General features: G+C 43.2%; 24 protein-coding genes. 1 reads left to right on the forward strand and 23 read right to left on the reverse strand.

Annotation, left to right across the window (positions count from 1 at the left end; genetic code table 11):
* Positions 1 to 76: 76 nt before the first annotated feature.
* On the forward strand, positions 77 to 673 hold the full coding sequence (locus BM528_RS18195) for a tRNA-uridine aminocarboxypropyltransferase (RefSeq protein ID WP_071981052.1): 597 nt from the start codon (positions 77 to 79) through the stop codon (positions 671 to 673).
* Between the two features lie 86 nt (positions 674 to 759).
* On the opposite strand, the gene BM528_RS18200 is transcribed toward BM528_RS18195, so the two are convergent.
* From BM528_RS18200 to rpmH, 23 genes are all read right to left on the reverse strand, one after another.
* Positions 760 to 1740: a hypothetical protein gene (locus tag BM528_RS18200; RefSeq protein ID WP_071981053.1), complete on the reverse strand. Its 981-nt coding sequence runs from the start codon at positions 1738 to 1740 to the stop codon at positions 760 to 762.
* A 138-nt stretch (positions 1741 to 1878) separates the two neighbouring features.
* Positions 1879 to 2292 carry a F0F1 ATP synthase subunit epsilon gene (locus BM528_RS18205; protein WP_071981054.1) on the reverse strand — a complete coding sequence of 138 codons (414 nt, stop codon included), beginning with the start codon at positions 2290 to 2292 and terminating at the stop codon, positions 1879 to 1881.
* 60 nt (positions 2293 to 2352) lie between these two features.
* Entirely contained in the window at positions 2353 to 3738 is a 1386-nt protein-coding gene (gene atpD / locus BM528_RS18210) for a F0F1 ATP synthase subunit beta (protein WP_071981055.1), read from the reverse strand.
* A 33-nt stretch (positions 3739 to 3771) separates the two neighbouring features.
* Positions 3772 to 4632, reverse strand: coding sequence for a F0F1 ATP synthase subunit gamma (gene atpG, locus BM528_RS18215; protein ID WP_071981056.1), 861 nt, complete (start codon positions 4630 to 4632; stop codon positions 3772 to 3774).
* Positions 4633 to 4696: 64 nt separating this feature from the next.
* Positions 4697 to 6238, reverse strand: a complete 1542-nt coding sequence (atpA, locus tag BM528_RS18220) for a F0F1 ATP synthase subunit alpha (RefSeq protein ID WP_071981057.1) — start codon at positions 6236 to 6238, stop codon at positions 4697 to 4699.
* 13 nt (positions 6239 to 6251) lie between these two features.
* Positions 6252 to 6785, reverse strand: a complete 534-nt coding sequence (gene atpH / locus BM528_RS18225) for a F0F1 ATP synthase subunit delta (RefSeq protein ID WP_071981058.1) — start codon at positions 6783 to 6785, stop codon at positions 6252 to 6254.
* Between the two features lie 14 nt (positions 6786 to 6799).
* A complete protein-coding gene (gene atpF / locus BM528_RS18230; RefSeq protein ID WP_071981059.1) occupies positions 6800 to 7270 on the reverse strand; it encodes a F0F1 ATP synthase subunit B in 471 nt (156 codons plus the stop codon).
* A gap of 45 nt (positions 7271 to 7315) precedes the next feature.
* On the reverse strand, positions 7316 to 7537 hold the full coding sequence (gene atpE, locus BM528_RS18235; protein ID WP_032095247.1) for a F0F1 ATP synthase subunit C: 222 nt from the start codon (positions 7535 to 7537) through the stop codon (positions 7316 to 7318).
* A 94-nt stretch (positions 7538 to 7631) separates the two neighbouring features.
* A complete protein-coding gene (gene atpB, locus BM528_RS18240) occupies positions 7632 to 8465 on the reverse strand; it encodes a F0F1 ATP synthase subunit A (protein WP_032095246.1) in 834 nt (277 codons plus the stop codon).
* 77 nt (positions 8466 to 8542) lie between these two features.
* Complete coding sequence (locus BM528_RS18245; RefSeq protein WP_071981414.1) at positions 8543 to 8929, reverse strand: ATP synthase subunit I; 387 nt, start codon at positions 8927 to 8929, stop codon at positions 8543 to 8545.
* 205 nt (positions 8930 to 9134) lie between these two features.
* Positions 9135 to 10013 carry a ParB/RepB/Spo0J family partition protein gene (locus tag BM528_RS18250; RefSeq protein WP_071981060.1) on the reverse strand — a complete coding sequence of 293 codons (879 nt, stop codon included), beginning with the start codon at positions 10011 to 10013 and terminating at the stop codon, positions 9135 to 9137.
* A 45-nt stretch (positions 10014 to 10058) separates the two neighbouring features.
* Positions 10059 to 10853 carry a ParA family protein gene (locus BM528_RS18255; RefSeq protein WP_032095243.1) on the reverse strand — a complete coding sequence of 265 codons (795 nt, stop codon included), beginning with the start codon at positions 10851 to 10853 and terminating at the stop codon, positions 10059 to 10061.
* A gap of 13 nt (positions 10854 to 10866) precedes the next feature.
* Positions 10867 to 11511 (reverse strand): 16S rRNA (guanine(527)-N(7))-methyltransferase RsmG, encoded by a 645-nt coding sequence (rsmG, locus tag BM528_RS18260; protein WP_071981061.1) that lies wholly within the window; start codon positions 11509 to 11511, stop codon positions 10867 to 10869.
* Between the two features lie 31 nt (positions 11512 to 11542).
* Positions 11543 to 13444: a tRNA uridine-5-carboxymethylaminomethyl(34) synthesis enzyme MnmG gene (mnmG, locus tag BM528_RS18265; protein ID WP_071981062.1), complete on the reverse strand. Its 1902-nt coding sequence runs from the start codon at positions 13442 to 13444 to the stop codon at positions 11543 to 11545.
* A 735-nt stretch (positions 13445 to 14179) separates the two neighbouring features.
* The gene (locus BM528_RS18270) at positions 14180 to 15004 is read right to left on the reverse strand and encodes an ATP-binding protein (RefSeq protein ID WP_071981063.1); all 825 of its coding nucleotides are present in this window, start codon (positions 15002 to 15004) and stop codon (positions 14180 to 14182) included.
* 6 nt (positions 15005 to 15010) lie between these two features.
* Complete coding sequence (locus BM528_RS18275) at positions 15011 to 15679, reverse strand: DnaT-like ssDNA-binding domain-containing protein (protein WP_071981064.1); 669 nt, start codon at positions 15677 to 15679, stop codon at positions 15011 to 15013.
* Complete coding sequence (gene mioC / locus BM528_RS18280; protein ID WP_071981065.1) at positions 15676 to 16113, reverse strand: FMN-binding protein MioC; 438 nt, start codon at positions 16111 to 16113, stop codon at positions 15676 to 15678. The genes BM528_RS18275 and mioC overlap by 4 nt, the downstream gene beginning before the upstream one ends.
* 3 nt (positions 16114 to 16116) lie before the next feature.
* Positions 16117 to 17505, reverse strand: coding sequence for a tRNA uridine-5-carboxymethylaminomethyl(34) synthesis GTPase MnmE (gene mnmE, locus BM528_RS18285; RefSeq protein WP_071981066.1), 1389 nt, complete (start codon positions 17503 to 17505; stop codon positions 16117 to 16119).
* A 2-nt stretch (positions 17506 to 17507) separates the two neighbouring features.
* A complete protein-coding gene (locus BM528_RS18290) occupies positions 17508 to 17990 on the reverse strand; it encodes a YajQ family cyclic di-GMP-binding protein (RefSeq protein ID WP_071981067.1) in 483 nt (160 codons plus the stop codon).
* 64 nt (positions 17991 to 18054) lie between these two features.
* Positions 18055 to 19713: a membrane protein insertase YidC gene (gene yidC / locus BM528_RS18295; RefSeq protein WP_071981068.1), complete on the reverse strand. Its 1659-nt coding sequence runs from the start codon at positions 19711 to 19713 to the stop codon at positions 18055 to 18057.
* Positions 19714 to 19723: 10 nt separating this feature from the next.
* Positions 19724 to 19972 carry a membrane protein insertion efficiency factor YidD gene (yidD, locus tag BM528_RS18300; protein ID WP_203565682.1) on the reverse strand — a complete coding sequence of 83 codons (249 nt, stop codon included), beginning with the start codon at positions 19970 to 19972 and terminating at the stop codon, positions 19724 to 19726.
* The gene (gene rnpA, locus BM528_RS18305; RefSeq protein WP_071981070.1) at positions 19957 to 20316 is read right to left on the reverse strand and encodes a ribonuclease P protein component; all 360 of its coding nucleotides are present in this window, start codon (positions 20314 to 20316) and stop codon (positions 19957 to 19959) included. The genes yidD and rnpA overlap by 16 nt, the downstream gene beginning before the upstream one ends.
* A 17-nt stretch (positions 20317 to 20333) precedes the next feature.
* Positions 20334 to 20468 (reverse strand): 50S ribosomal protein L34, encoded by a 135-nt coding sequence (gene rpmH / locus BM528_RS18310; protein ID WP_014290886.1) that lies wholly within the window; start codon positions 20466 to 20468, stop codon positions 20334 to 20336.
* Between the last annotated feature and the right edge of the window lie 470 nt (positions 20469 to 20938).

The raw sequence follows: 20938 nt of genomic DNA on the forward strand, positions 1-20938 counted from the left end.
ATAAGTGAGTCTCAACCGCGCTTATTTCAGTGTAGTCTGTTGGCGTGAAATATCTTTTTTAAAACATCTAAAGTTTATGCCCATACACAATACCCGGCCATACTGTGCTATCTGCCATTATCCAACATCAACATGCCTTTGTAGTGCAATAGATGAAGTTTTAGTGCCCGTAGAAATTGTGATATTGCAACATCCAAAAGAAAAAGATCATGCAAAGAACACGGCCCGCCTTGTAGCATTATGTATACCAAATGCCACTATCATTAGCACCAATGATGAAAAGGCCATTAACACCCTGCGTGAAAACTGCCTTCCAACAAATTCAGCTCTCATTTACCCAAATGATGTCAGCGAACCTTTAGAGGGAGGGTTAGCAACTCCCATTCAGAGTTTACACAACCTCGTGTTCATTGATGGTAGCTGGAAACAGGCATATGGTGTTATTCAACAAAATAACTGGCTTAAAACCCTTCCCAGTTATCATTTTAAGCATGCACCTCAGTCGAACTATGCTATTCGTCACACTACAATCAATAATGCGCTTTCAACCTTAGAAGCGGTAGCATATACACTGTCGAATGTACTCGGGACAGACGTTAGCGCTCTGTATAACGCACAAAATGCTTTGCAGCAGCAATGGCAAGGGCCTTTATCTCATCGTCGGAAATATTGAACCCTCTGTCACTGAGCCTATAGAGCATGCAAATACGAGAATGAACGCGGGAAAAGGCAACTTAGCGTTTGAACGGCTTTAAGAGCTTAGCGATTTATAAGCTCAATCATCCACTCGGTGACAAATAAAACCAACCAAGATACTGGAATAATAGCGATACAGGCAGCAACTCTCACTTTATCTTTTGAAGAGAGCGTATAGGTTAATTTAAGTATTTCTTCTCTTTCACTTTCTAGCGCTTCAATAGACGCTCCCGTTACTTGTTTGTCATTTTTAGCATAACGCCTTATATCCGAGTTTATTTCAGACTCAATATCTTCCAAGGTTTTACACTTTTCTTCTTTCAACTTTTTATTGAGCTTTATAACTGGGAAGAACAAATACAAAGAAATGAAACCTGTAAAGAAGGTGACGCCCAATACATCTAAGCTTGGTATCTCTTTCTTGAGCCAAAACACAGGAAATATTGCTAACGCTCCCATAGCGAAAATGCTATTGCTTATACTATGCCGCAGGATAGTGACTATGGAACGTAATCTATCGTAACCAAAGTCTGTTTTTGTTAGCACTTGGTTAGTAAGATAAGCAGTTGTAGAATATATTTGAAAGATAAACAAAAAAGCAATAAACCAAAATGGAACTGCTGTCGCAGTCAGCAGCAGCACATGTACTTCCTGTTGTGTAGAGATCAGTCCTTCCGAGATACAATAGGCAATGGTAATGATGATCGAAATAATCATCGCATTAAATATTTGTCGATTTAATTGTAATGCTAAGTTTTTGCGATGTGCGCCAAATTCATTAAGCTGATTAGACTTCAGCAAAACATAAGTTAGTGTGTTTGCCACATTCTGATGCATCAAGCGCATAGCAAACCAAAAATAGCCTGTTATTACCGACATTCCTATCGCGGAATTAAAGTCTCTTTGCGCTCGAATATCTCCCTTTTCAGGCCAATCCAAAGCCCCCGTAGAAAAATGTATTAATAGCAGAAGGACTGTAGTTAAAAACGGCGTTAATCCTACGTAGGAATTGTTTTCGTTTTTAAAGGGTAAATTGAATTTCATTTTAAGACATTATCTGAAATGTTAAGCTTTAGGCTAAAAATATGAACGCATGGTATAGCCTACAAAATAACGACAGTGTAAGGGAATAGGCAACAAAAAACCCGCCAAACGGCGGGTTTTTTAATAATAACTGCTCGCTTATTTGCGTAACTTCTGAATAAGACGAAGTTGCGCGATTGCTTCAGCTAGCTGGTGAGCTGCCTCTGCATAATCGAAGTCAGCGCCTGGGTTGGCGATGTGCTCTTCTGCACGTCGTTTGGCTTCTTCTGCTGCCTGCTCGTCAAGATCTTCGGCTCGAACCGCGGTATCAGCCAGTACGGTGACATTGCCAGGCTGTACTTCTAGTACACCACCAGCAACATAGATTACTTCTTCTTCACCGAACTGTTTAACCAAACGCACCATACCAGGTTTAATAGCAGAGATAAGCGGCGCATGTCCTGGGTGGATACCCAATTCACCTTCGCTACCTGTCACTTGAATCGTTTCTACAAGACCAGAAAATATTTCTTTTTCTGCACTTACTACGTCCAAATGTACTGTCATTGCCATGTGAACCTCCTGATTAGGTACGTTAACATTACTAAGGGCCAGCGTTTGCCGGCCGCTTAATTATGCTTTATTGGCTTTCTCTCGCGCTTCTTCGATAGAGCCAACCATGTAGAATGCTTGCTCTGGAAGATCGTCATACTCACCATCCAAGATACCTTTAAATCCACTGATAGTGTCTTTAAGAGATACATACTTACCTGGAGAACCTGTAAATACTTCAGCTACGAAGAACGGCTGAGATAGGAAACGCTGAATCTTACGAGCTCGTGATACCACTAGCTTGTCTTCCTCAGATAGTTCGTCCATACCCAGAATAGCAATAATGTCTTTCAACTCTTTGTAGCGCTGAAGTACAGTCTGTACACCACGTGCAACATCATAGTGCTCTTGACCAATAACAAGTGGATCAAGCTGGCGAGATGTTGAATCTAGTGGGTCTACCGCAGGGTAGATACCAAGAGACGCGATATCACGAGAAAGTACAACGGTTGCATCTAAGTGAGCAAAGGTTGTTGCAGGAGAGGGGTCAGTCAAGTCATCCGCAGGTACATATACCGCTTGGATTGAAGTGATTGAACCTGTCTTCGTTGATGTAATACGCTCTTGAAGAACACCCATCTCTTCCGCAAGTGTAGGCTGATAACCTACCGCAGAAGGCATACGACCTAGAAGTGCTGATACCTCAGTACCTGCTAGTGTGTAACGATAGATGTTATCTACGAAGAACAGTACGTCACGACCTTCATCACGGAACTTCTCGGCCATAGTTAGACCAGTAAGTGCTACGCGAAGACGGTTACCTGGAGGCTCGTTCATCTGACCGTAAACCAACGATACTTTATCAAGTACGTTAGAGTCGTTCATTTCATGATAGAAATCGTTACCTTCACGAGTACGCTCACCAACACCGGCGAATACAGAGAAACCACTGTGCTCGATTGCGATGTTACGGATAAGCTCCATCATGTTAACGGTTTTACCAACACCGGCACCACCGAACAAACCAACTTTACCACCTTTAGCGAACGGGCAAACCAAGTCGATTACTTTGATACCAGTCTCAAGTATTTCTACTGAGCTAGATTGATCTTCGTAGCTAGGTGCTTCACGGTGAATAGACATACGCTCTTCTTCACCAATAGGACCCGCTTCGTCGATTGGGTTACCCAACACGTCCATGATACGACCTAATGTAGCCGTACCCACTGGAACCATAATTGGGCCACCTGTGTTTTCTACTGAAAGACCACGACGTAGTCCATCAGTTGTACCAAGTGCGATGCCACGAACAACACCGCCACCTAACTGCTGTTGCACTTCCAGGGTTAACCCTGATAAGTCACCTTCGGTAACTCGTAGTGCGTCATAAACTCTTGGAACCGCGTCTTGTGGAAATTCAATATCCACAACGGCGCCAATGATTTGGACGACCTTACCTTGACTCATAATTTGTCCTCGTTATCTCTTTTAAACCTTTGCCTACACCGCTGCGGCACCGCTCACAATCTCACTAATTTCTTGTGTGATTGCAGCCTGACGCGCTTTGTTATATACCAGTTGCAGATCATCAATAAGATCGCCGGCATTGTCGGTTGCTGCCTTCATGGCAACCATTCGCGCAGCTTGTTCTGACGCTGCGTTTTCTACAACACCCTGGTACACCTGAGACTCAATGTAACGAACCATCAATGATTCCAAAATTTCTTTTGGATCCGGCTCGTAGATGTAGTCCCAACGATGTTGATATTCTTCGTCTTGTGACTTTGGCAAAGGCAATAACTGATTGCTCACAGGTTTCTGTGTCATGGTGTTAACGAAGTCGTTATAAACCAAGAAAACTCGGTCTAATTTACCTTCGTCGTATGCTTTTAACATAACGCGAACAACACCCACTACATCACTCACAGAAGGCTTATCACCCAATCCTGATTCAGCAGCAAGTAAACTGCCACCAAAACGGTTGAAGAAACTACAAGCCTTAGCACCTAATGCAGCGAAATCTACTTCAACACCCTGATCACGCCATTGTTTAACGTTCTGAGCGACAAGCTTAAATTCGTTGGTGTTTAAACCACCACATAAGCCTCGGTCAGTGGAAACCACAATATAACCAACACGCTTGATTTCACGCTCTTCCAAATAAGGATGGCGATATTCAAGATTACCGTTAGCAATGTGACCAATCACTTTTAGCATGTTTTGTGCGTATGGACGGCCGGTAGCCATACGTTCCTGCGCCTTTTTCATTTTAGACGCAGCAACCATTTCCATCGCACTGGTAATTTTTTGAGTATTCTTAATACTCCCAATCTTACCTTTTATCTCTTTACCGCTGGCCATGACTATCTCTCCGATTACTCAACGTGTTGCCGGTATTGTCGCTAAACGCTACCGGCTGCATTGATTACCAAGTTTGCGTCGCTTTAAAACTTGTTAAAGCGTCATTCAACTTAGAAGCAATCTCGTCGTTGTAGTTACCTGTTTCGTTGATAGTCTTCATAAGGTCAGCGTGTTCGCTGTTCAAATATGAGTGAAGAGATGCTTCAAAATCCAAGATTTTGTCTAGCTCAACACCTTTTAAAAACCCTTTTTCTACCGCGAACAGAGATGCTCCCATATCAGCAATTGAAAGTGGAGCATACTGCTTTTGCTTCATCAGTTCTGTTACGCGCTCACCGTGCTCAAGTTGCTCACGAGTCGCGTCATCAAGATCAGATGCAAACTGCGAGAACGCCGCAAGTTCACGATACTGAGCTAGTGCTAGACGAATACCACCGCCTAGTTTCTTGATGATTTTAGTCTGTGCAGCACCACCAACACGTGATACCGATACACCCGCGTTAACGGCTGGACGGATACCCGAGTTAAATAAGTCAGTTTCTAGGAAGATCTGACCATCAGTAATCGAGATTACGTTAGTAGGTACGAATGCAGATACGTCACCAGCTTGCGTTTCAATAATTGGAAGCGCAGTAAGTGAACCAGTTTTACCTTTCACTTCACCTTTGGTGAAACGCTCTACGTACTGATCGTTAACACGTGCAGCACGCTCTAGTAAGCGCGAGTGAAGGTAGAAAACATCACCTGGATAGGCTTCACGACCTGGTGGACGCTTAAGTAGCAACGAGATTTGACGATACGCAACAGCTTGCTTAGACAAATCATCGTATACGATTAATGCATCTTCACCGTGGTCACGGAAAAACTCACCCATTGTACAACCAGAGTACGGCGCTAGGTATTGAAGCGCAGCAGATTCAGAGGCAGAAGCAGCAACAATAATTGTGTGCTCTAACGCTCCGTGTTCTTCTAGTTTGCGTACAACGTTTGCAATCGTAGATGCTTTTTGACCAATCGCTACGTACACACATTTAACGCCTGTACCTTTTTGATTGATGATTGCATCGATTGCCATTGCAGTTTTACCGCACTGACGGTCACCGATGATCAACTCACGCTGACCACGACCTACTGGTACCATTGCATCAACAGATTTGTAACCTGTTTGAATTGGCTGGTCTACTGGTTGACGGTCGATTACGCCTGGTGCAATCTTTTCAACTGGTTCAAAACCAGCAGCGTCAATAGCACCTTTTCCATCAATTGGCTCACCAAGCGTGTTAACAACACGACCTAGTAATGAATAACCAACTGGTACTTCAAGAATACGACCCGAAGATTGTACTTTATCGCCTTCTTTAAGGTCCGCATAAGGACCCATAACAACTGCACCTACTGAGTCTCGCTCAAGGTTAAGTGCCATTGCGTAGCGGCTTCCAGGAAGCTCGATCATCTCACCTTGCATTACATCAGCAAGGCCATGAATACGAATAATACCGTCGGTTACTGCGACGATAGTACCTTCATTGCGTGCTTCACTGCTTACATTGAACTGTTCAATTCTTTTCTTGATCAGTTCAGCAATTTCAGTGGAATTAAGTTGCATGCTCTTATCCCCGTTATGCTTGCAACGCGTCTGCTAGACGGTTCAATTTCGACTTTACGGAACCATCAATAACTGTATCACCGGCATTTATTACCATTCCAGCGATCAGGGCAGGGTCCACGTTACAATTAAGCTTCACTTTACGTGCCAAACGTTTTTCCAACGACGCAATCAGATCAGATTGTTGTGCGTCGGTCAGCGCCGAGGCTGACGTTACGTCAACTTCTATCTCTTTGTCATAGTCCGCTTTAAAAGCATCAAACAACGTAGATATTTCAGGCAACGCGGCTAAACGTTTATTCTCAGCCAACACTTTTACTAAGTTTTGGCCGTGTTCATCGAGTTGCTCACCGCAGACATTGACAAAAATGTCCGACAATGTGTCTGCTGCAACGGCACCAGTTAATAACTCATGCATTTCTTCGTTGTCAGCAACTGCACCTGCGAAGGTGAGCATTTCCTGCCATTTTGCAACAGCGTTTTTCTCGACGGCAAAATCGAAAGCGGCTTTAGCGTAAGGACGAGCGACGGTTGTCAATTCAGACATGGCTCATCTTCTCCTTAAAGCTCAGCGACAAGTTTTTCAACAATGTCGTTTTGTGCGTTAGCATCGATTTCACGTTGTAAGATTTGCTGTGCGCCAGCCACTGCTAGGGCAGCAACTTGCTTGCGCAAATCTTCTTTGGCACGATTGCGTTCAGCTTCAACTTCGGCATAACCAGACGCGATAATTTTCTCGCGTTCTGCATGGCCTTTCTGCGTTTCTTCGTCAACCAATTGGTTGGCGCGCTTCTTGGCCTGCTCGATAATTTCAGCTGCTTGCGCTTTCGCGTCTTTCATTTGCTCAGTAGCTTTCGCTTGAGCAAGCTCTAAGTCTTTCTCTGCGCGCTCAGAAGCTTCAAGCCCATCGGCTATTTTCTTCTGACGCTCTTCAATCGCTGCAATCAGCGGTGGCCACACGTATTTCATGCAGAACACCACGAACACAGCGAAGGCGATTAATTGACCTATAAAAGTGGCGTTAAAATTCACAATCGCCCCTCCTCTTAAAGTTCGCTAAAAAAGTGGTTAAAAGAATTAGGCACCAACAGCGAACAATAGGTATAGAGCGATACCAACACCGATCATTGCGATGGCATCGATAAGACCCGCTACGATGAACATCTTAACTTGTAGTTGAGGTGCTAGTTCAGGTTGACGAGCAGCAGATTCTAGGAATTTGCCACCAAGTAGACCGAAACCAATAGCGGTACCTAGGGCACCAAGACCAATCAGTAGTGCAGCAGCGATGTATAACATTTACGTCTCCGATTTTAAGTTAAATTTAAAGTTAAAAGTAAAACTCTGTAAAAACGGCGCCAATTTTCCAGGTTTAATCAGCGCGCGTTAATGCTTAATGTTCTTCACACGCCAAGCTTAAGTACACGATGGTCAACATCATGAAAATAAACGCTTGTAGTGGAAGTACCAAAATATGGAACACAGCCCACATAAAATGTAGTGGAAGCTGGAAGTAACCGATAGTGGCTATCAAAATAAAGATAAGCTCACTGGCATAAAGGTTACCGAACAAACGAAGCGCAAGTGATAACGGACGCGCTAAGAGTGTCACTGTCTCAAGAATAAAGTTAATAGGGATAAATGCAGGGTGTCCGAAAGGCTGCATAGTAAGCTCTTTCATAAAACCGCCGATTCCCTTCATCTTGATTGAATAGAACAAGATTAGGATGAATACACCTGTTGCTAGAGCAAAGGTAAGGTTCAAATCAGTGGTTGGCACTGCTTTGTTATAAACGTCGTGAGGATCCATACCAAATGCCGCTTGCCCGATTAAACCAGATACCCAAGGGATAAGGTCAACAGGGACTAAATCCATTAGGTTCATCAATAAAACCCAAACGAAAATAGTGAGCGCAAGAGGTGCAATAAGTGCACTACGTCCATGGAAGGTGCTTTTCACATTGTCATCAACGAACTCGACAACCAGCTCAACGAAAGCCTGCATTTTGCCAGGTACGCCAGTGGTTGCTTTTGACGCAACGCTTCTAAAGATAATTAGAAAAAGTAAACCAAGTCCGATTGACCATGCCAGTGTATCGACATGCCATGCCCAAAAACCAGCATCAGAACACGCTTTATTAAAAGCGATTCCATTGTCAGTAGAGCACATGGTGGCATTGGTCAAGTGGTGCTTGATGTATTCTGAGGTAGTGTATTCAGATGCCATTGTTTAACCCAAGTTGTAAAGTGTAAAAATTTAGTAATTTGTTTAATGCTTCAGTCGGTCGATATTATTCTTCGTCGTTATTCTTTCGTACCGTAATGAAACATCGCCAGCGCATGGCTGACGGTAGTAATCACAAATGCCATAAATAAAACAAGTGGCATAACGTGTATAAATCTAAACGCAATGACAAACAAAACGATTGTCAGTGCCAATTTCATTTTTGAACCTTGGCTAAAACTTCGCGCAACAAGTTCATTTTTACTCGCTCCGGCATACCTAAATGCAAATGCGGTAAAAACAATTTTCGGCAGGATACTGATTAAGGCACCCGTCGCGGCCGATAAAGCCGATATAGCTCCGCCGATTAGCGCGGCAACAGCAACAATTATCGCGGCGGTGACAATCTGAAAAAGTAGCCCTTTTTTGGCGAGGGTCAACCCTCGTTTCGCTAACTTGTTTGTCACGCCATCTCGCTGCTTGTTCACGTCTTACAAAAAGCGTCAGAAGTATACTGTTTTACCGACAATTTTCAACAGTACAACGCTTTTTGAAAGTTATTCTGAAAATTTCCTATTGCTATAACCGGAAAGGAGAGTGTCCGATGTGACTAAGAAACCCTGCTTATCGAACGGATATGTTCTTTTACGCAACCCAATTTAAAATTTTAACCTATTGAATTTTAGATATTATTCCATCTAATTGTTCTAAGTCACTAAAGCTTATTGTCAATTTTCCTTTGCCTTTCGCATTATGACTAATATCTACCTGCGCACCTAAATTTTCTGAAAGTCGCGTCATAAGGTTTTGAACATCGGGATCAATTTTCTTCTCTGGCTTAGGTTCTGCGGGCTCAAGTAGTTTCTTCACCAGCTTTTCAGTATCGCGAACGGTCAATCCTTTTCCTGAAACAATTTGAGCAGTTTCAGACTGAGTCTCTCCCTCTAATGCAAGAAGTGCTCTTGCATGACCCATTTCAATGTCGCCATGCTCAACTAAGGTTTTTACATCGTCGTTAAGATTATTCAAGCGTAGTAGGTTGGTCACCGTAGTACGCGACTTACCTACCGCTTCAGCAACTTCTTGATGGGTTAACGAAAACTCACTCATTAGGCGGTCTAGCGCTTGCGCTTCTTCCATTGCGTTTAAATCTTCACGCTGAATATTCTCAATCAGTGCAATGGCAACGGCAGCTTCGTCGGGTACGTTTTTAATTAAACACGGAACTTCATCAAGCTGAGCTAATTGAGATGCTCGCCAGCGTCGCTCTCCGGCAATAATTTCGAAACGATTCTCGTCGACTTTGCGAACCACTATCGGTTGAATAATACCCTGTGCGCGAATAGAAGATGCTAGCTCCTCTAATGCATCAGGAGACATGTCTTTACGAGGCTGATATTTTCCCGGAACCAAAAACTCGATGGGAAGTTTACTTAACTCCCCATTCGTTGATACTACTTCTGCGGCATCTTGTTCTCTTTGAGACGATGATTGGCTAGTAGCAAGAAGCGCGTCTAACCCTCGGCCAAGGCCTCTTTTACGTGCTGACATAGTGTCCTCTATGGCATGTGCTGATAGGTAGCAGCTTATTTTTGTTTAACTCGCTTTTGCCTGAGAAGGCGAAGTTTTATCCCTGCGTCGCAGAATTTCACCGGCTAGGGCTAAATAGGCTTTAGCGCCGGTGGACGACTTATCGTAATACATTGCTGGCGTTCCAAAACTTGGAGCTTCAGCAAGGCGAACATTCCTTGGTATCACTGTGCGATACACCTGCTCACCAAAATGACGCTTTAACTGCTCTGAAACATCGTTAGCAAGGCGATTTCGAGGGTCGTACATAGTACGCAAAACGCCTTCAATCTTCAATTCAGGATTAACGACAGACGCAAGTTTTTGAATGGTATCCATCAGTGCCGTTAACCCCTCAAGGGCGTAATATTCGCATTGCATGGGAACCATCACTGAATCTGACGCCGCTAATGCGTTAACAGTAAGTTGGTTAAGTGATGGCGGGCAGTCGATAAAAATAAAATCATAATAATCGATAACAGGTTTCAGTGAGTTACGAAGGCGTACTTCTCTGGCAAACATTTCCATCAGCTTAATTTCAGCCGCTGTTACGTCGCCATTTGCCGCAATGAGATCGTATTTACCCGATGTATTTTTAACGATGACCTCATCGATGGGCTTTTCTTCGATAAGCAACTCAAAGGCTGTAGCATCGACTTCGTACTTGTCGACACCACTACCCATAGTTGCATTTCCTTGAGGGTCAAGATCGATAAGCAATACTTTTCGCTTTGTGGCGGCCATTGATGCCGCAACATTTACCGCTGTGGTCGTCTTCCCCACACCGCCTTTTTGATTCGCGATTGCGATTACCTTTGCCACACTAAATCCTGTTTTAACGTTGCTGTGTTTTGCTTAGCCAAACTAAATGTCTTTCCCCATCTAAATTGGGAACAGTGATGTTTTTTATATCACTAACAAGAAAGTGATCACTTACTTCATCAATTTCTTTTTGAGGGAACTGACCTTTAAGTGCTAAAAACTGCCCATCTGAATCTACCAGATGCTCACACCAGTGCAACATATCTTTTAACGACGCAAATGCACGACTAAGCACAATATCGTATGGCTTTTCGCCGACATGGTTTTCTACACGACTGTTGACAGGTGTTACATTGGTAAGCTTGAGCGTATGCACGCATTGTGTCATAAAGCGCACGCGTTTGCCCAAACTATCTAGCAACGTAAATGTTTTATCGGGGAAAGCAATCGCCAGCGGCATTCCTGGTAGCCCCGGACCTGTGCCAACATCAATGATATTGTCACCCGTTAAATGCGGAACGATGGCCAGCGAATCTAGTATATGCTTAACCATCATTTGCTTAGGGCATCTTATGGAGGTTAGGTTGTAAGCTTTATTCCATTTATCGATGAGAAGAACAAATTCAACAAGCTGTTGTTTTTGGTCATTCGTTAAATCAAGTGATAAGGCCTCTAATCCCGAGGCCAGTATTGAATGCAGTTCTTGCTGTGTTGTCATCAAAAAAATTCTGTATTGAAAATAATGGAAGCTACGCGCTGATTTTTTCGTGTTTTCTAAGCATGCCATGCTTTTTGAGGTAGACCAAAAGCAGGGAAATTGCGGCGGGCGTGATACCAGATATCCGAGACGCTTTACCAATTGTTTCGGGTCGAGCTTCGGTTAACTTCATCACAACTTCATTGCTAAGCCCGGAAATTTTACTGAAGTCCAAATCCTTAGGTAGCAATGTGCTTTCATGACGCTGTGATTTTGCAATTTCATCCATCTGCCTTGCAATATAGCCTGCATACTTTATTTGTATTTCCACTTGCTCAGCCGCAATGGGATCACTGAGACCTGGACCGATAACATCGATTTCCATCAGTGCAGAGTAAGTCATTTCAGGTCGACGAATAATTTCTTCTAGCGAATGCTCGCGACTCACAGGCGTTTTTAATTTCGTATTCAGCTGTGGAGTTGCAGCATGATCTTTGTGGATCCACTGCGAACGCATGCGTTGCGTTTCCATTTCAACCGCTTCCATTTTCTCGTTGAATTTTGCCCAACGAGCATCGTCAACTAGTCCAATTTCTCGTCCCCTAGCAGTTAGCCTGCTATCGGCATTGTCCTCTCGTAGCAACAAGCGGTATTCAGCACGACTTGTAAACATGCGGTAGGGTTCTTTCGTGCCCATTGTCGCTAAGTCGTCAATTAGCACGCCCATGTAAGCTTGGTCTCTACGCAAAATGAGCGGATCTTTTTGTTGAACTTGTAATGAAGCATTAGCACCTGCAACAAGACCTTGGGCACCAGCCTCTTCGTAGCCTGTGGTTCCATTTATTTGACCTGCGAAAAATAAGCCGTCGATAAATTTGGTTTCTAACGTTTGCTTGAGATCCCTAGGATCGAAAAAGTCATATTCGATGGCATAGCCCGGACGAACTATGTGAGCATTTTCAAACCCTTTGATCGAGCGAACCAGCGCCATTTGAATATCAAAAGGCAAGCTTGTAGAAATGCCGTTAGGATACACTTCAATACTGTTAAGTCCCTCGGGTTCTACAAAAATTTGGTGCGCATTTTTGTCTGCAAAACGAGTAATCTTATCTTCAATACTCGGACAATAACGCGGACCAATACCCTCAATTACACCAGTGAACATTGGCGACCGATCTAACCCGCTGCGAATAATATCGTGGGTTTCCTCATTGGTATGCGTAATGTAACAAGGTATTTGCGTGGGATGCATTTCACGGCTTCCCATAAACGATACGACAGGTGTTGGATTATCGCCGGGTTGTGCCTGCATCACAGAAAAATCTAGAGAACGAGCATCTAGTCTTGCAGGTGTACCTGTTTTTAAGCGATCGACGCGAAAAGGTAATGCACGTAGTCGGTCTGCCAATGCAATAGACGGAGGATCGCCTGCGCGACCACCACGATAGTTTTCCAATCCAATGTGTATGGTGCCGCCTAAAAACGTACCAACAGTTAGCACAACGCTTTGTGCTTTGAATTTGAGCCCCATTTGGGTAACGACACCGGTGACACGGTCGCTTTCTACAATCAGATCATCTACGCTTTGTTGAAACAAAGTGAGGTTTGGTTGGTTTTCAACGATGTTTCGGATCGCATTTTTGTACAAGGTTCGATCCGCTTGTGCACGAGTGGCGCGTACAGCAGGTCCCTTACTCGAATTTAAGGTTCTAAATTGAATTCCACCCTGGTCTGTAGCAAGTGCCATCGCACCACCTAAGGCATCAATTTCTTTCACCAAATGTCCTTTGCCAATTCCACCAATCGCGGGATTGCATGACATCTGACCAATAGTTTCAATATTGTGAGTCAACAACAACGTGCTTGATCCCATGCGAGCAGCAGCAAGAGCAGCTTCGGTGCCTGCATGACCACCACCAACTACGATGACATCAAATGCTTGAGCATAAAACATGGATTAAACCTCACTAAAAAACTATCGAAAAACCAAAATCTTTGTTTCAGCATTTGCCGAAAAAAGGGCGCGTATTTTAGCTGACTTATTGGCTAAAGAAAATGATTAAATTTTCCTCAAAAGCTGTGTCTAAAAAAGCTTGATCGGCTTTAATGATCTTAAGATCTCTTTTAGATCTGTTTTATATTTACTTTTATTAGGATCGGCAAGATCTGTGGGTAACCGATCAAAGTGCATTGAGATCATCGTCTTACGCGATCAATAACTTTGGGAAACACAGCTATACAACCCCCTATTGATCTTGTGTATAAACACCCTAGTTATCCACATCGGCAATTTTTGAAAAAGTTATTCTTTTTGTGATCAGAGCTTATGCACAGGGCTTTGTAGGATCCTATCCACAGGGCTGATCAAGGTGTGATCCAGTTGGGGATAAAATGTTTGTTATTTCAATTTTTAGATCGCATGATCTAGGTATATCAGGGATTACAAGCAGATCTGCCTGTGGAGGAGATCTTTCCACAATATCAAAATTGATCGCCTGATCAATCGATCGTGACTGGCACTAAAAAAATGAAAGTTTAAAATTATTTGGTTTTTTTCTGACTGCAATTTGTCCAAAATATAAAAAAAGGCAATAAAGAACTGTCTTTATTGCCTTGTATCCGTCGTTTGTGTCACAAACTTTTTTGTGTTTTTAGGTACCATTTGATTACCTACTGATTACGTTTTTAGCTATCTCACTTGGTTTGGTTGATACCTTGGTGGTGCAGAAGAGCTTTCCTCTTCTTGATCTGCAGATAGCACACCGCGCCTGCTGGGGCCTTGGAAACGAACCTTGTAGGTGTCGTATTCCCTTATAGATTCATAACAGTAGCGTCCAAGTGCATTCTCCAACTCGGCAAGATTGTGGTTGGTGATAAGAATACAATTCTTTTTGTTGACCAAACGTTGTCGTAAAAGATTACCAAACCAGCTTTGGGCGTTCTTTTTCAAGATACTTTCGTTTACACAAACCTCATCGAGGATTAATAGATCTACGGTGAGCAACTCATGATTAATCTCTCTAAACCGCTGTCCCGCATTATCTGAGGCAGAAAAATCGAACGAGAAATTACGCATTTCTAAGATAGTTGAAAGCTGTCGATAGAGTACGGATATTTCGTACTGTTCTATGAGTTGATGCGCAATTGCACCTGCGATATGTGACTTACCGCGCCCGTAATCGCCGTAAAAAATCATCATGTGTGAGCCGCTTTGGCGCCACGCTGGATCATCATGGGCTGCAATAAAGGATTGTGCTATCGAGACGGCTTCAATCACATCGTCACTGTCTTCAACCAAGTTAGAGAACGTCCACTTAGGATTGAGATCGGAACGTCCATGTATGGCTTCTACACGGGCTTTTTTACTTCGTTGCTGTAATTGCGAGATCTCTGCGTTAGCTTGAGCCTCGTATTGCTTGCGTAGGGTTTTATAGTCGATATATTCGTTGTTAGGATCGACGGGCTTATTCAACGCTTTGGCTAAATTTGCAATTTTATCAGTAATGCGATCCATAGTAATTTAACTCTTCTTTGATGAGGCGTATTTTGCTACTAGCTTCTTAGCATTATCATCTGCTTCTATGCCCGCTGCAACTTTCACTTGTTGAGTGCCTATAACTTTACTGGAACTGTACCCTGAAGCGAGGCGTTTACGCTTAATATTATTGGCGAATTTTTGCGTCCACTGAAACTCACTGAATACAGAGCTCGGTCGTCCTAGCCAGTAGGCTACGAATTCTCCAATATCGTTGTCATCAAAGGTCTTGTCAATAATGCCAAGTAAGTTGGCTATTTCTTTGAAAAGCGGAGCATTTGGTTTCCAGTCTGCCGTCATGGCGGTGTGTTGCTTATGGAGTACGTCAAAATCCGACACCGGCTCACTTAATAAAGGTAATAATAGGGTTTTGCCATTAATGCTTCTATCAAGATCGATATCAAGGGGGAGGGTTACCAACCCTACTTGTTCAAGCTGCTTAATCAAGCTGTTTATTTGTCTGCCTCTTAAGTAGTGAGGCTCTTTGCTATCGGCATTAAGCAACGCTAACAGGGCTTTGTAATCCACGGGCGCAGAAGACGTTGTCGCTGTATTTGCGTTTATACGTAGCCCTAGCAAATAGAGTACGCGGCAGTCATTCGATATAGGCGACTGCAATACGGTTTGCTCTGCTTGCGTAAGTGCTTTGCTCATATTTTTTCTAGCGCGTCTTCAAACCATTCACCGGCAATATCTTCTGGGATAGGGTGCTCTAGTACATCTATATGAAGTGCGGGAATAGTCAGTGAACCGCCGTTTTGTGTGATAAGCGTTTCCATGGTTTTGGCACCAAAGCAAAAGGTATCGTAACTGGTGTCACCTAATCCTATGACGAACGCTTTGGTCGATGACAAATCTGCATTCTTTATCTGTTCGGCAAAAGGTTGAATATTATCAGGTAAGTCTCCAGCACCATGGGTTGATGTGCATACCACCCAGTTTGTCGATGCTGCTATGCTCTGAAAATCAGGTTCCAGGTGGATAGTGTGAGTGTATCCCTTGGCTTGTAACTTTTCAGCTAATACGTCGGCCACATACTCTGATGCACCTAACATTGTGCCGACAATTATTTCAAAATGTTTGTTCATCAATTATTTACCAATACAAAAAGAAGAGAATATTTTCCCGAGAAGATCGTCGGAGGTAAATTCTCCTGTAATCTCACAAAGCGCCTGGTGAGCCAATCGCAATTCCTCTGCTAGCAGTTCTCCTGCCATGGCATCATGAAGCTGCTGCTCGCCGGTAGTGACATGAAAATTTGCTTGGTCGAGGGCCTCAATATGTCTGCGCCGGGCAATAAATTGTCCTTCTGTGGTAGTGTCAAAGCCCATCGTTTTTGCTAAATGTGTCTTTAACGTGTCTACACCATCACCGTGTTTAGCAGACAAATTGATAACAGAGATATCACCTTGTTTCGTAGTGACATGACTCTGCCCAACATCGAGCGTACTTAAATCGGCTTTATTTCTCACTACTGTCACCGGAATTCCTTCAGGCAGACGCTGCATAAATTCTGGCCAAATATCGAAGGGGTCTATAACAGATGTTTCTGTTGAGTCGACAACAAATAACACGTGGTCGGCTTCGCCTATTGCTTGCCAAGCTCGCTCAATACCAATTTGCTCTACTTTGTCTGGGCTTTCTCTAAGACCTGCTGTATCGATAATATGAACAGGCATACCGTCTATATGGATGTGCTCTTTCAATACATCTCTTGTCGTGCCAGCAATGTCTGTCACTATGGCACGTTCTCTGCCTGCAAGGGCGTTGAGTAAGCTCGATTTGCCTGCGTTAGGCCTACCGGCAATAACCACCTGCATTCCTTCACGCAACAAGCTGCCTTGCTTTGCTTGTTCGCGCACCTGCTCAAGGTGCCTTACGATTTCGCTAAGGTCGCCAGACACTTTTCCATCAGACAAAAAGTCTATCTCTTCCTCGGGAAAGTCGATAGCGGCCTCAACATACATGCGAAGATGAATTATTTTGTCAGATAGAGTTTGAATCTGGGTTGAAAACTCACCCTGTAAAGAACGTAACGCACTGCGTGCAGCTTGCTGGGAACTTGCATCAATTAGATCTGCAATAGCTTCGGCTTGCGCTAGGTCAAGTTTGTCATTGAGAAATGCCTGTTCGCTAAATTCTCCGGGGTTGGCCAACCGCGCGTGTCCTGTAGCTAACACAGCGTTAATTAGCATATCCATGACAACCTGACCGCCATGCCCTTGAAGCTCAAGTACGTCTTCGCCAGTAAACGAGTTAGGGCCTTTAAAAAACAGTGCGATACCCTGGTCAATAATCTGCTTCTGATCATTAACAAAAGAGGTATAAGTAGCTTGCCTAGGCGATAGCTCACAGGGCACTAAGGCTTCTGCAATAACCTTTGCTTTTGGGCCCGATACTCTAACAATGCCCACACCGCCTCTCCCTGGCGCTGTTGCTTGGGCAATAATTGTATCTGTGGCTAGGGTGAGTGATTCCATAACTAATCGCGGAAGTTTTTAAATTGGAAAGGTTGACCGAGATCAGCACCTTTAACCAATGCCATCGCCTGTTGAAGGTCATCGCGTTTCTTGCCTGTTACTCGCAACTCTTCGCCTTGGATAGCAGTTTGAACTTTCAGTTTCGCATCTTTGATAAGCTTAACGATTTTCTTTGCCATCGGTTGCTCGATACCTTCTTTAAACGCAATTGTCTGGCGATACGTTTTGCCGTGTGCATCAAAGGGTTTTACGTCGATAGAAGAAGTGTCGACGTTGCGTTTTGAACATGCGGTTCTAAACATACTTTCCATTTGTTGAAGCTGAAATTCTGCCTCGGCTTTCATAACAACCGTCTTTTCTTTGTACTCAAAGCTAGCTTCAATGCCGCGAAAATCAAATCGTGTAGACAGCTCTCTGCTGGCATTTTCAGTCGCGTTGCGAACTTCTTCCATATTTATTTCTGAAACAATATCGAATGATGGCACAGTAAATTCCTCTCTAGACAAAACAGCCCGCTTAGGCGGGCTGTGTAATTAAACAAACAATAGTTTACTTATTGCTTATGCCCCGCTTCTCCATGGAAGCATAGATCATTTTGGCTTGAACAAGTGTGATTACGTTACTTATCAGCCAGTATAATACCAAACCTGCAGGGAACCATAAGAAGAACACACTCATCATTACCGGCATCCATTGCATAATTTTTTGTTGCATAGGGTCGGTAATGGTTGTGGGTTGCAGCTTTTGCAGTAAATACATACTTGCGCCTGTTAATATTGGCAGTACGAAGTATGGGTCTTTTGTTGATAAATCGGTAATCCACAGTACAAAGTCTGCGTGGCGTAGTTCAACACTTTCCATTAGTACCCAGTAAAGCGCTAAGAAAATAGGCATTTGCAGTAGCAAAGGTAAGCAGCCGCCCATAGGGTTCACTTTCTCTTTGCGATATAACTCCATCATGGCTTGAGACATCTTTTGTCTATCATCACCAAAGCGGTCTTTAAGTTGCTGCATTTTAGGCGCAAGGTTACGCATGCGAGCCATAGACTCGTATTGTTTCTTCGTTAGCCAATACATTGCGCCCTTAACCACTATAGTGATTAAAATAATGGCGACACCCCAGTTATTAACCAGACTATGCAAGAAGGTTAGCAAGGCAAATAACGGCTGAGATATCCAAAACAGAATGCCGTAATCCACAGTAAGGTCTAAACCTCGAGCAATCTTCGCAAGTCGCTCCTGATCTTTAGGACCCATATAAAGGGTAGAGGAGATTGTTTTGGTTTCACCGGCATTCACGGTTTCTGCAGGTGATAACACACCAATTACAGCGTATTGATTCTTAATGTTGCGAGAATACAGTGTATTCGTTTGTTCTTGTGAAGGAACCCACGCTGAAACAAAGTAATGTTCCAACATGCCAACCCAGCCTGCTTTGGTGGTTTTGCGAAGATTTTCATCTTCTATTTCATCAAACGAGTATTTGTCATATCTGTCATCTTCAGTAGAAAACGCCGCGCCGCGGTAGGTGGGCATAAACATATTACCGTCGTCTTCAAAGTCCATTACCTGCTTCAATTGTGCGTAAGGTTGAACGTTGGCAACAGAACCTGTGGCATTCTCAACTCGATAACTCACGTCTACATCATACCGGTCTTTAGTAAACGTAAAGGTTTTGGTAATCGTCAGTCCCTTGTCATTTTTCCACGTTAAGGGAACAACAAGCGTATCGTCACTTAATTGATATTCTGATTGCTGAGCTTTGTAAACAGGGCGTCCTGTAGCGCTTGCATCTGGGCCCTGTTTTCCTATCAATCCACTTTGCGCTACGTACAGCCCCATACCAGAACGCAATAAACTGTAAGGCTCATCAGAACCCTGAGTTACAGGAAACTTGATAAGGTCTGCAGAGATAACATCACCGCCGAGTAAATCAATACGTACATCAAGCGTATCTGTTTTGACTTCAATGGTACGGCTGGTATTTTGCGTTACAGCAGCAGTTTGAGCTGCAGGTACACTATCACTGCTAGGTACATCTTCACTTTGGGTATCATCAAATGATGGTACACCTTGATTAGCCTGCTGTGTCTGCTCTTGTTGAGCGGGCTTTACAGGCTGTGGCCCATAATCTTTCTGCCATTGTTGCCAAAGCAAAAAGCTAACTAGCGCTAAGCCAATTATCAGAAAACTGCGTTGCGATTCCATATAGGTCTCTTTATTTTGAGTGTTTATTTTGTTGTTTTTCTGGCACCGGATCGTAACCACCGGCATGCAAAGGATGACATTTTAATATGCGTTTAATAGATAACCAACCGCCTTTTACTAATCCGTGTGTTTTTAATGCATCGATAGCATACCAAGAACAAGACGGATGGAAACGACATCGTTGGCCTAAAACAGGCGAAATAAACCATTGATAAAATTTTATCAATGCTAGTGGAACTGCAATTAAGAGTTTCCGCAACGCTTGTTCAATTTTTTCCATAGCTTCTCTAAAGTCGAAAATACTTCTTCGTTGCTAAGATTGTCGGCACCCGATTTACCAATAACTATAATATCAACGTTTGGCAAATGATGTTGTTTAAGTCGAAAGCTTTCTCTCACTATACGCTTGAGCCTATTTCTGTCATGGGCTTTGCGGACGCGTTTTTTGGCAATAGTAATGCCTAGTCGCGGATTATCGTGAGAATTCTTTCTAGCTAGGATTGTAAAAGAGGGGGATACAGCAGGAGTTGCGTTATCAAACACATAAGTAAAGTGGGAGGGAGTCAACAGACGCAACTCCCTTGAAAAATTATTTTCGCCCACTTTTGGCGTCTTTCTAATTAAGCAGAAAGACGTGCGCGGCCTTTTGCACGGCGAGCTGCTAGTACTTTACGACCATTTTTAGTCGCCATACGAGCACGGAAACCGTGAGAACGCTTACGCTTAAGATTGCTCGGTTGAAATGTTCTTTTCATGACCAAAGTCTCACTTATATTTAGTTACAAACATAGGCGTTTTTTGGTAACACACTATTTTATTGCTAAAACAATGTGGTGTAATCACCAGAAAAGCCCATCGAAAAAGGACGCTGAATTCTAGAGATCTCGGGGCCTTGTGTCAATGTCTAATATGGGTTTTGGGAAGAATAAATGAACAGTTTTTAGTATTTATTATCGAAATAGCTAATTTTGTTTTATCAAATTTGTGAATAACAGGGAAGGAAGACAAATGTTATCCACAAAACAGTAAAGTTGAGCCAAGTAAATAACGAAAGATCAAGCAATTTTTGCGCTTTTTTTAGAGTAAGAAATGTGAGTAATAGTGCATTTTGATCTAAAACAAAAACCTTTAAAATACATATGGTTATATTTTTGATCTCAGAGATCTTGAGAGATCGGGATTTACTTTTTGTTGATAAAATAAGATAATCCACAGACTATAATTA

This window comes from Alteromonas sp. RW2A1, from assembly GCF_001886475.1.
Classification (GTDB): Bacteria; Pseudomonadota; Gammaproteobacteria; order Enterobacterales; family Alteromonadaceae; genus Alteromonas; species Alteromonas hispanica.

Excerpts from the sequence above, each read along its gene's own strand:
- BM528_RS18195 (WP_071981052.1), top strand. The coding sequence starts at position 77 with ATGCCCATACACAATACCCGGCCATACTGTGCTATCTGCCATTATCCA.
- BM528_RS18200 (WP_071981053.1), bottom strand. The coding sequence starts at position 1,740 with ATGAAATTCAATTTACCCTTTAAAAACGAAAACAATTCCTACGTAGGA.
- BM528_RS18205 (WP_071981054.1), bottom strand. The coding sequence starts at position 2,292 with ATGGCAATGACAGTACATTTGGACGTAGTAAGTGCAGAAAAAGAAATA.
- atpD (WP_071981055.1), bottom strand. The coding sequence starts at position 3,738 with ATGAGTCAAGGTAAGGTCGTCCAAATCATTGGCGCCGTTGTGGATATT.
- atpG (WP_071981056.1), bottom strand. The coding sequence starts at position 4,632 with ATGGCCAGCGGTAAAGAGATAAAAGGTAAGATTGGGAGTATTAAGAAT.
- atpA (WP_071981057.1), bottom strand. The coding sequence starts at position 6,238 with ATGCAACTTAATTCCACTGAAATTGCTGAACTGATCAAGAAAAGAATT.
- atpH (WP_071981058.1), bottom strand. The coding sequence starts at position 6,785 with ATGTCTGAATTGACAACCGTCGCTCGTCCTTACGCTAAAGCCGCTTTC.
- atpE (WP_032095247.1), bottom strand. The coding sequence starts at position 7,537 with ATGTTATACATCGCTGCTGCACTACTGATTGGTCTTGGTGCCCTAGGT.
- atpB (WP_032095246.1), bottom strand. The coding sequence starts at position 8,465 with ATGGCATCTGAATACACTACCTCAGAATACATCAAGCACCACTTGACC.
- BM528_RS18250 (WP_071981060.1), bottom strand. The coding sequence starts at position 10,013 with ATGTCAGCACGTAAAAGAGGCCTTGGCCGAGGGTTAGACGCGCTTCTT.
- rsmG (WP_071981061.1), bottom strand. The coding sequence starts at position 11,511 with ATGACAACACAGCAAGAACTGCATTCAATACTGGCCTCGGGATTAGAG.
- mnmG (WP_071981062.1), bottom strand. The coding sequence starts at position 13,444 with ATGTTTTATGCTCAAGCATTTGATGTCATCGTAGTTGGTGGTGGTCAT.
- BM528_RS18270 (WP_071981063.1), bottom strand. The coding sequence starts at position 15,004 with ATGGATCGCATTACTGATAAAATTGCAAATTTAGCCAAAGCGTTGAAT.
- BM528_RS18275 (WP_071981064.1), bottom strand. The coding sequence starts at position 15,679 with ATGAGCAAAGCACTTACGCAAGCAGAGCAAACCGTATTGCAGTCGCCT.
- mioC (WP_071981065.1), bottom strand. The coding sequence starts at position 16,113 with ATGAACAAACATTTTGAAATAATTGTCGGCACAATGTTAGGTGCATCA.
- mnmE (WP_071981066.1), bottom strand. The coding sequence starts at position 17,505 with ATGGAATCACTCACCCTAGCCACAGATACAATTATTGCCCAAGCAACA.
- yidC (WP_071981068.1), bottom strand. The coding sequence starts at position 19,713 with ATGGAATCGCAACGCAGTTTTCTGATAATTGGCTTAGCGCTAGTTAGC.
- rpmH (WP_014290886.1), bottom strand. The coding sequence starts at position 20,468 with ATGAAAAGAACATTTCAACCGAGCAATCTTAAGCGTAAGCGTTCTCAC.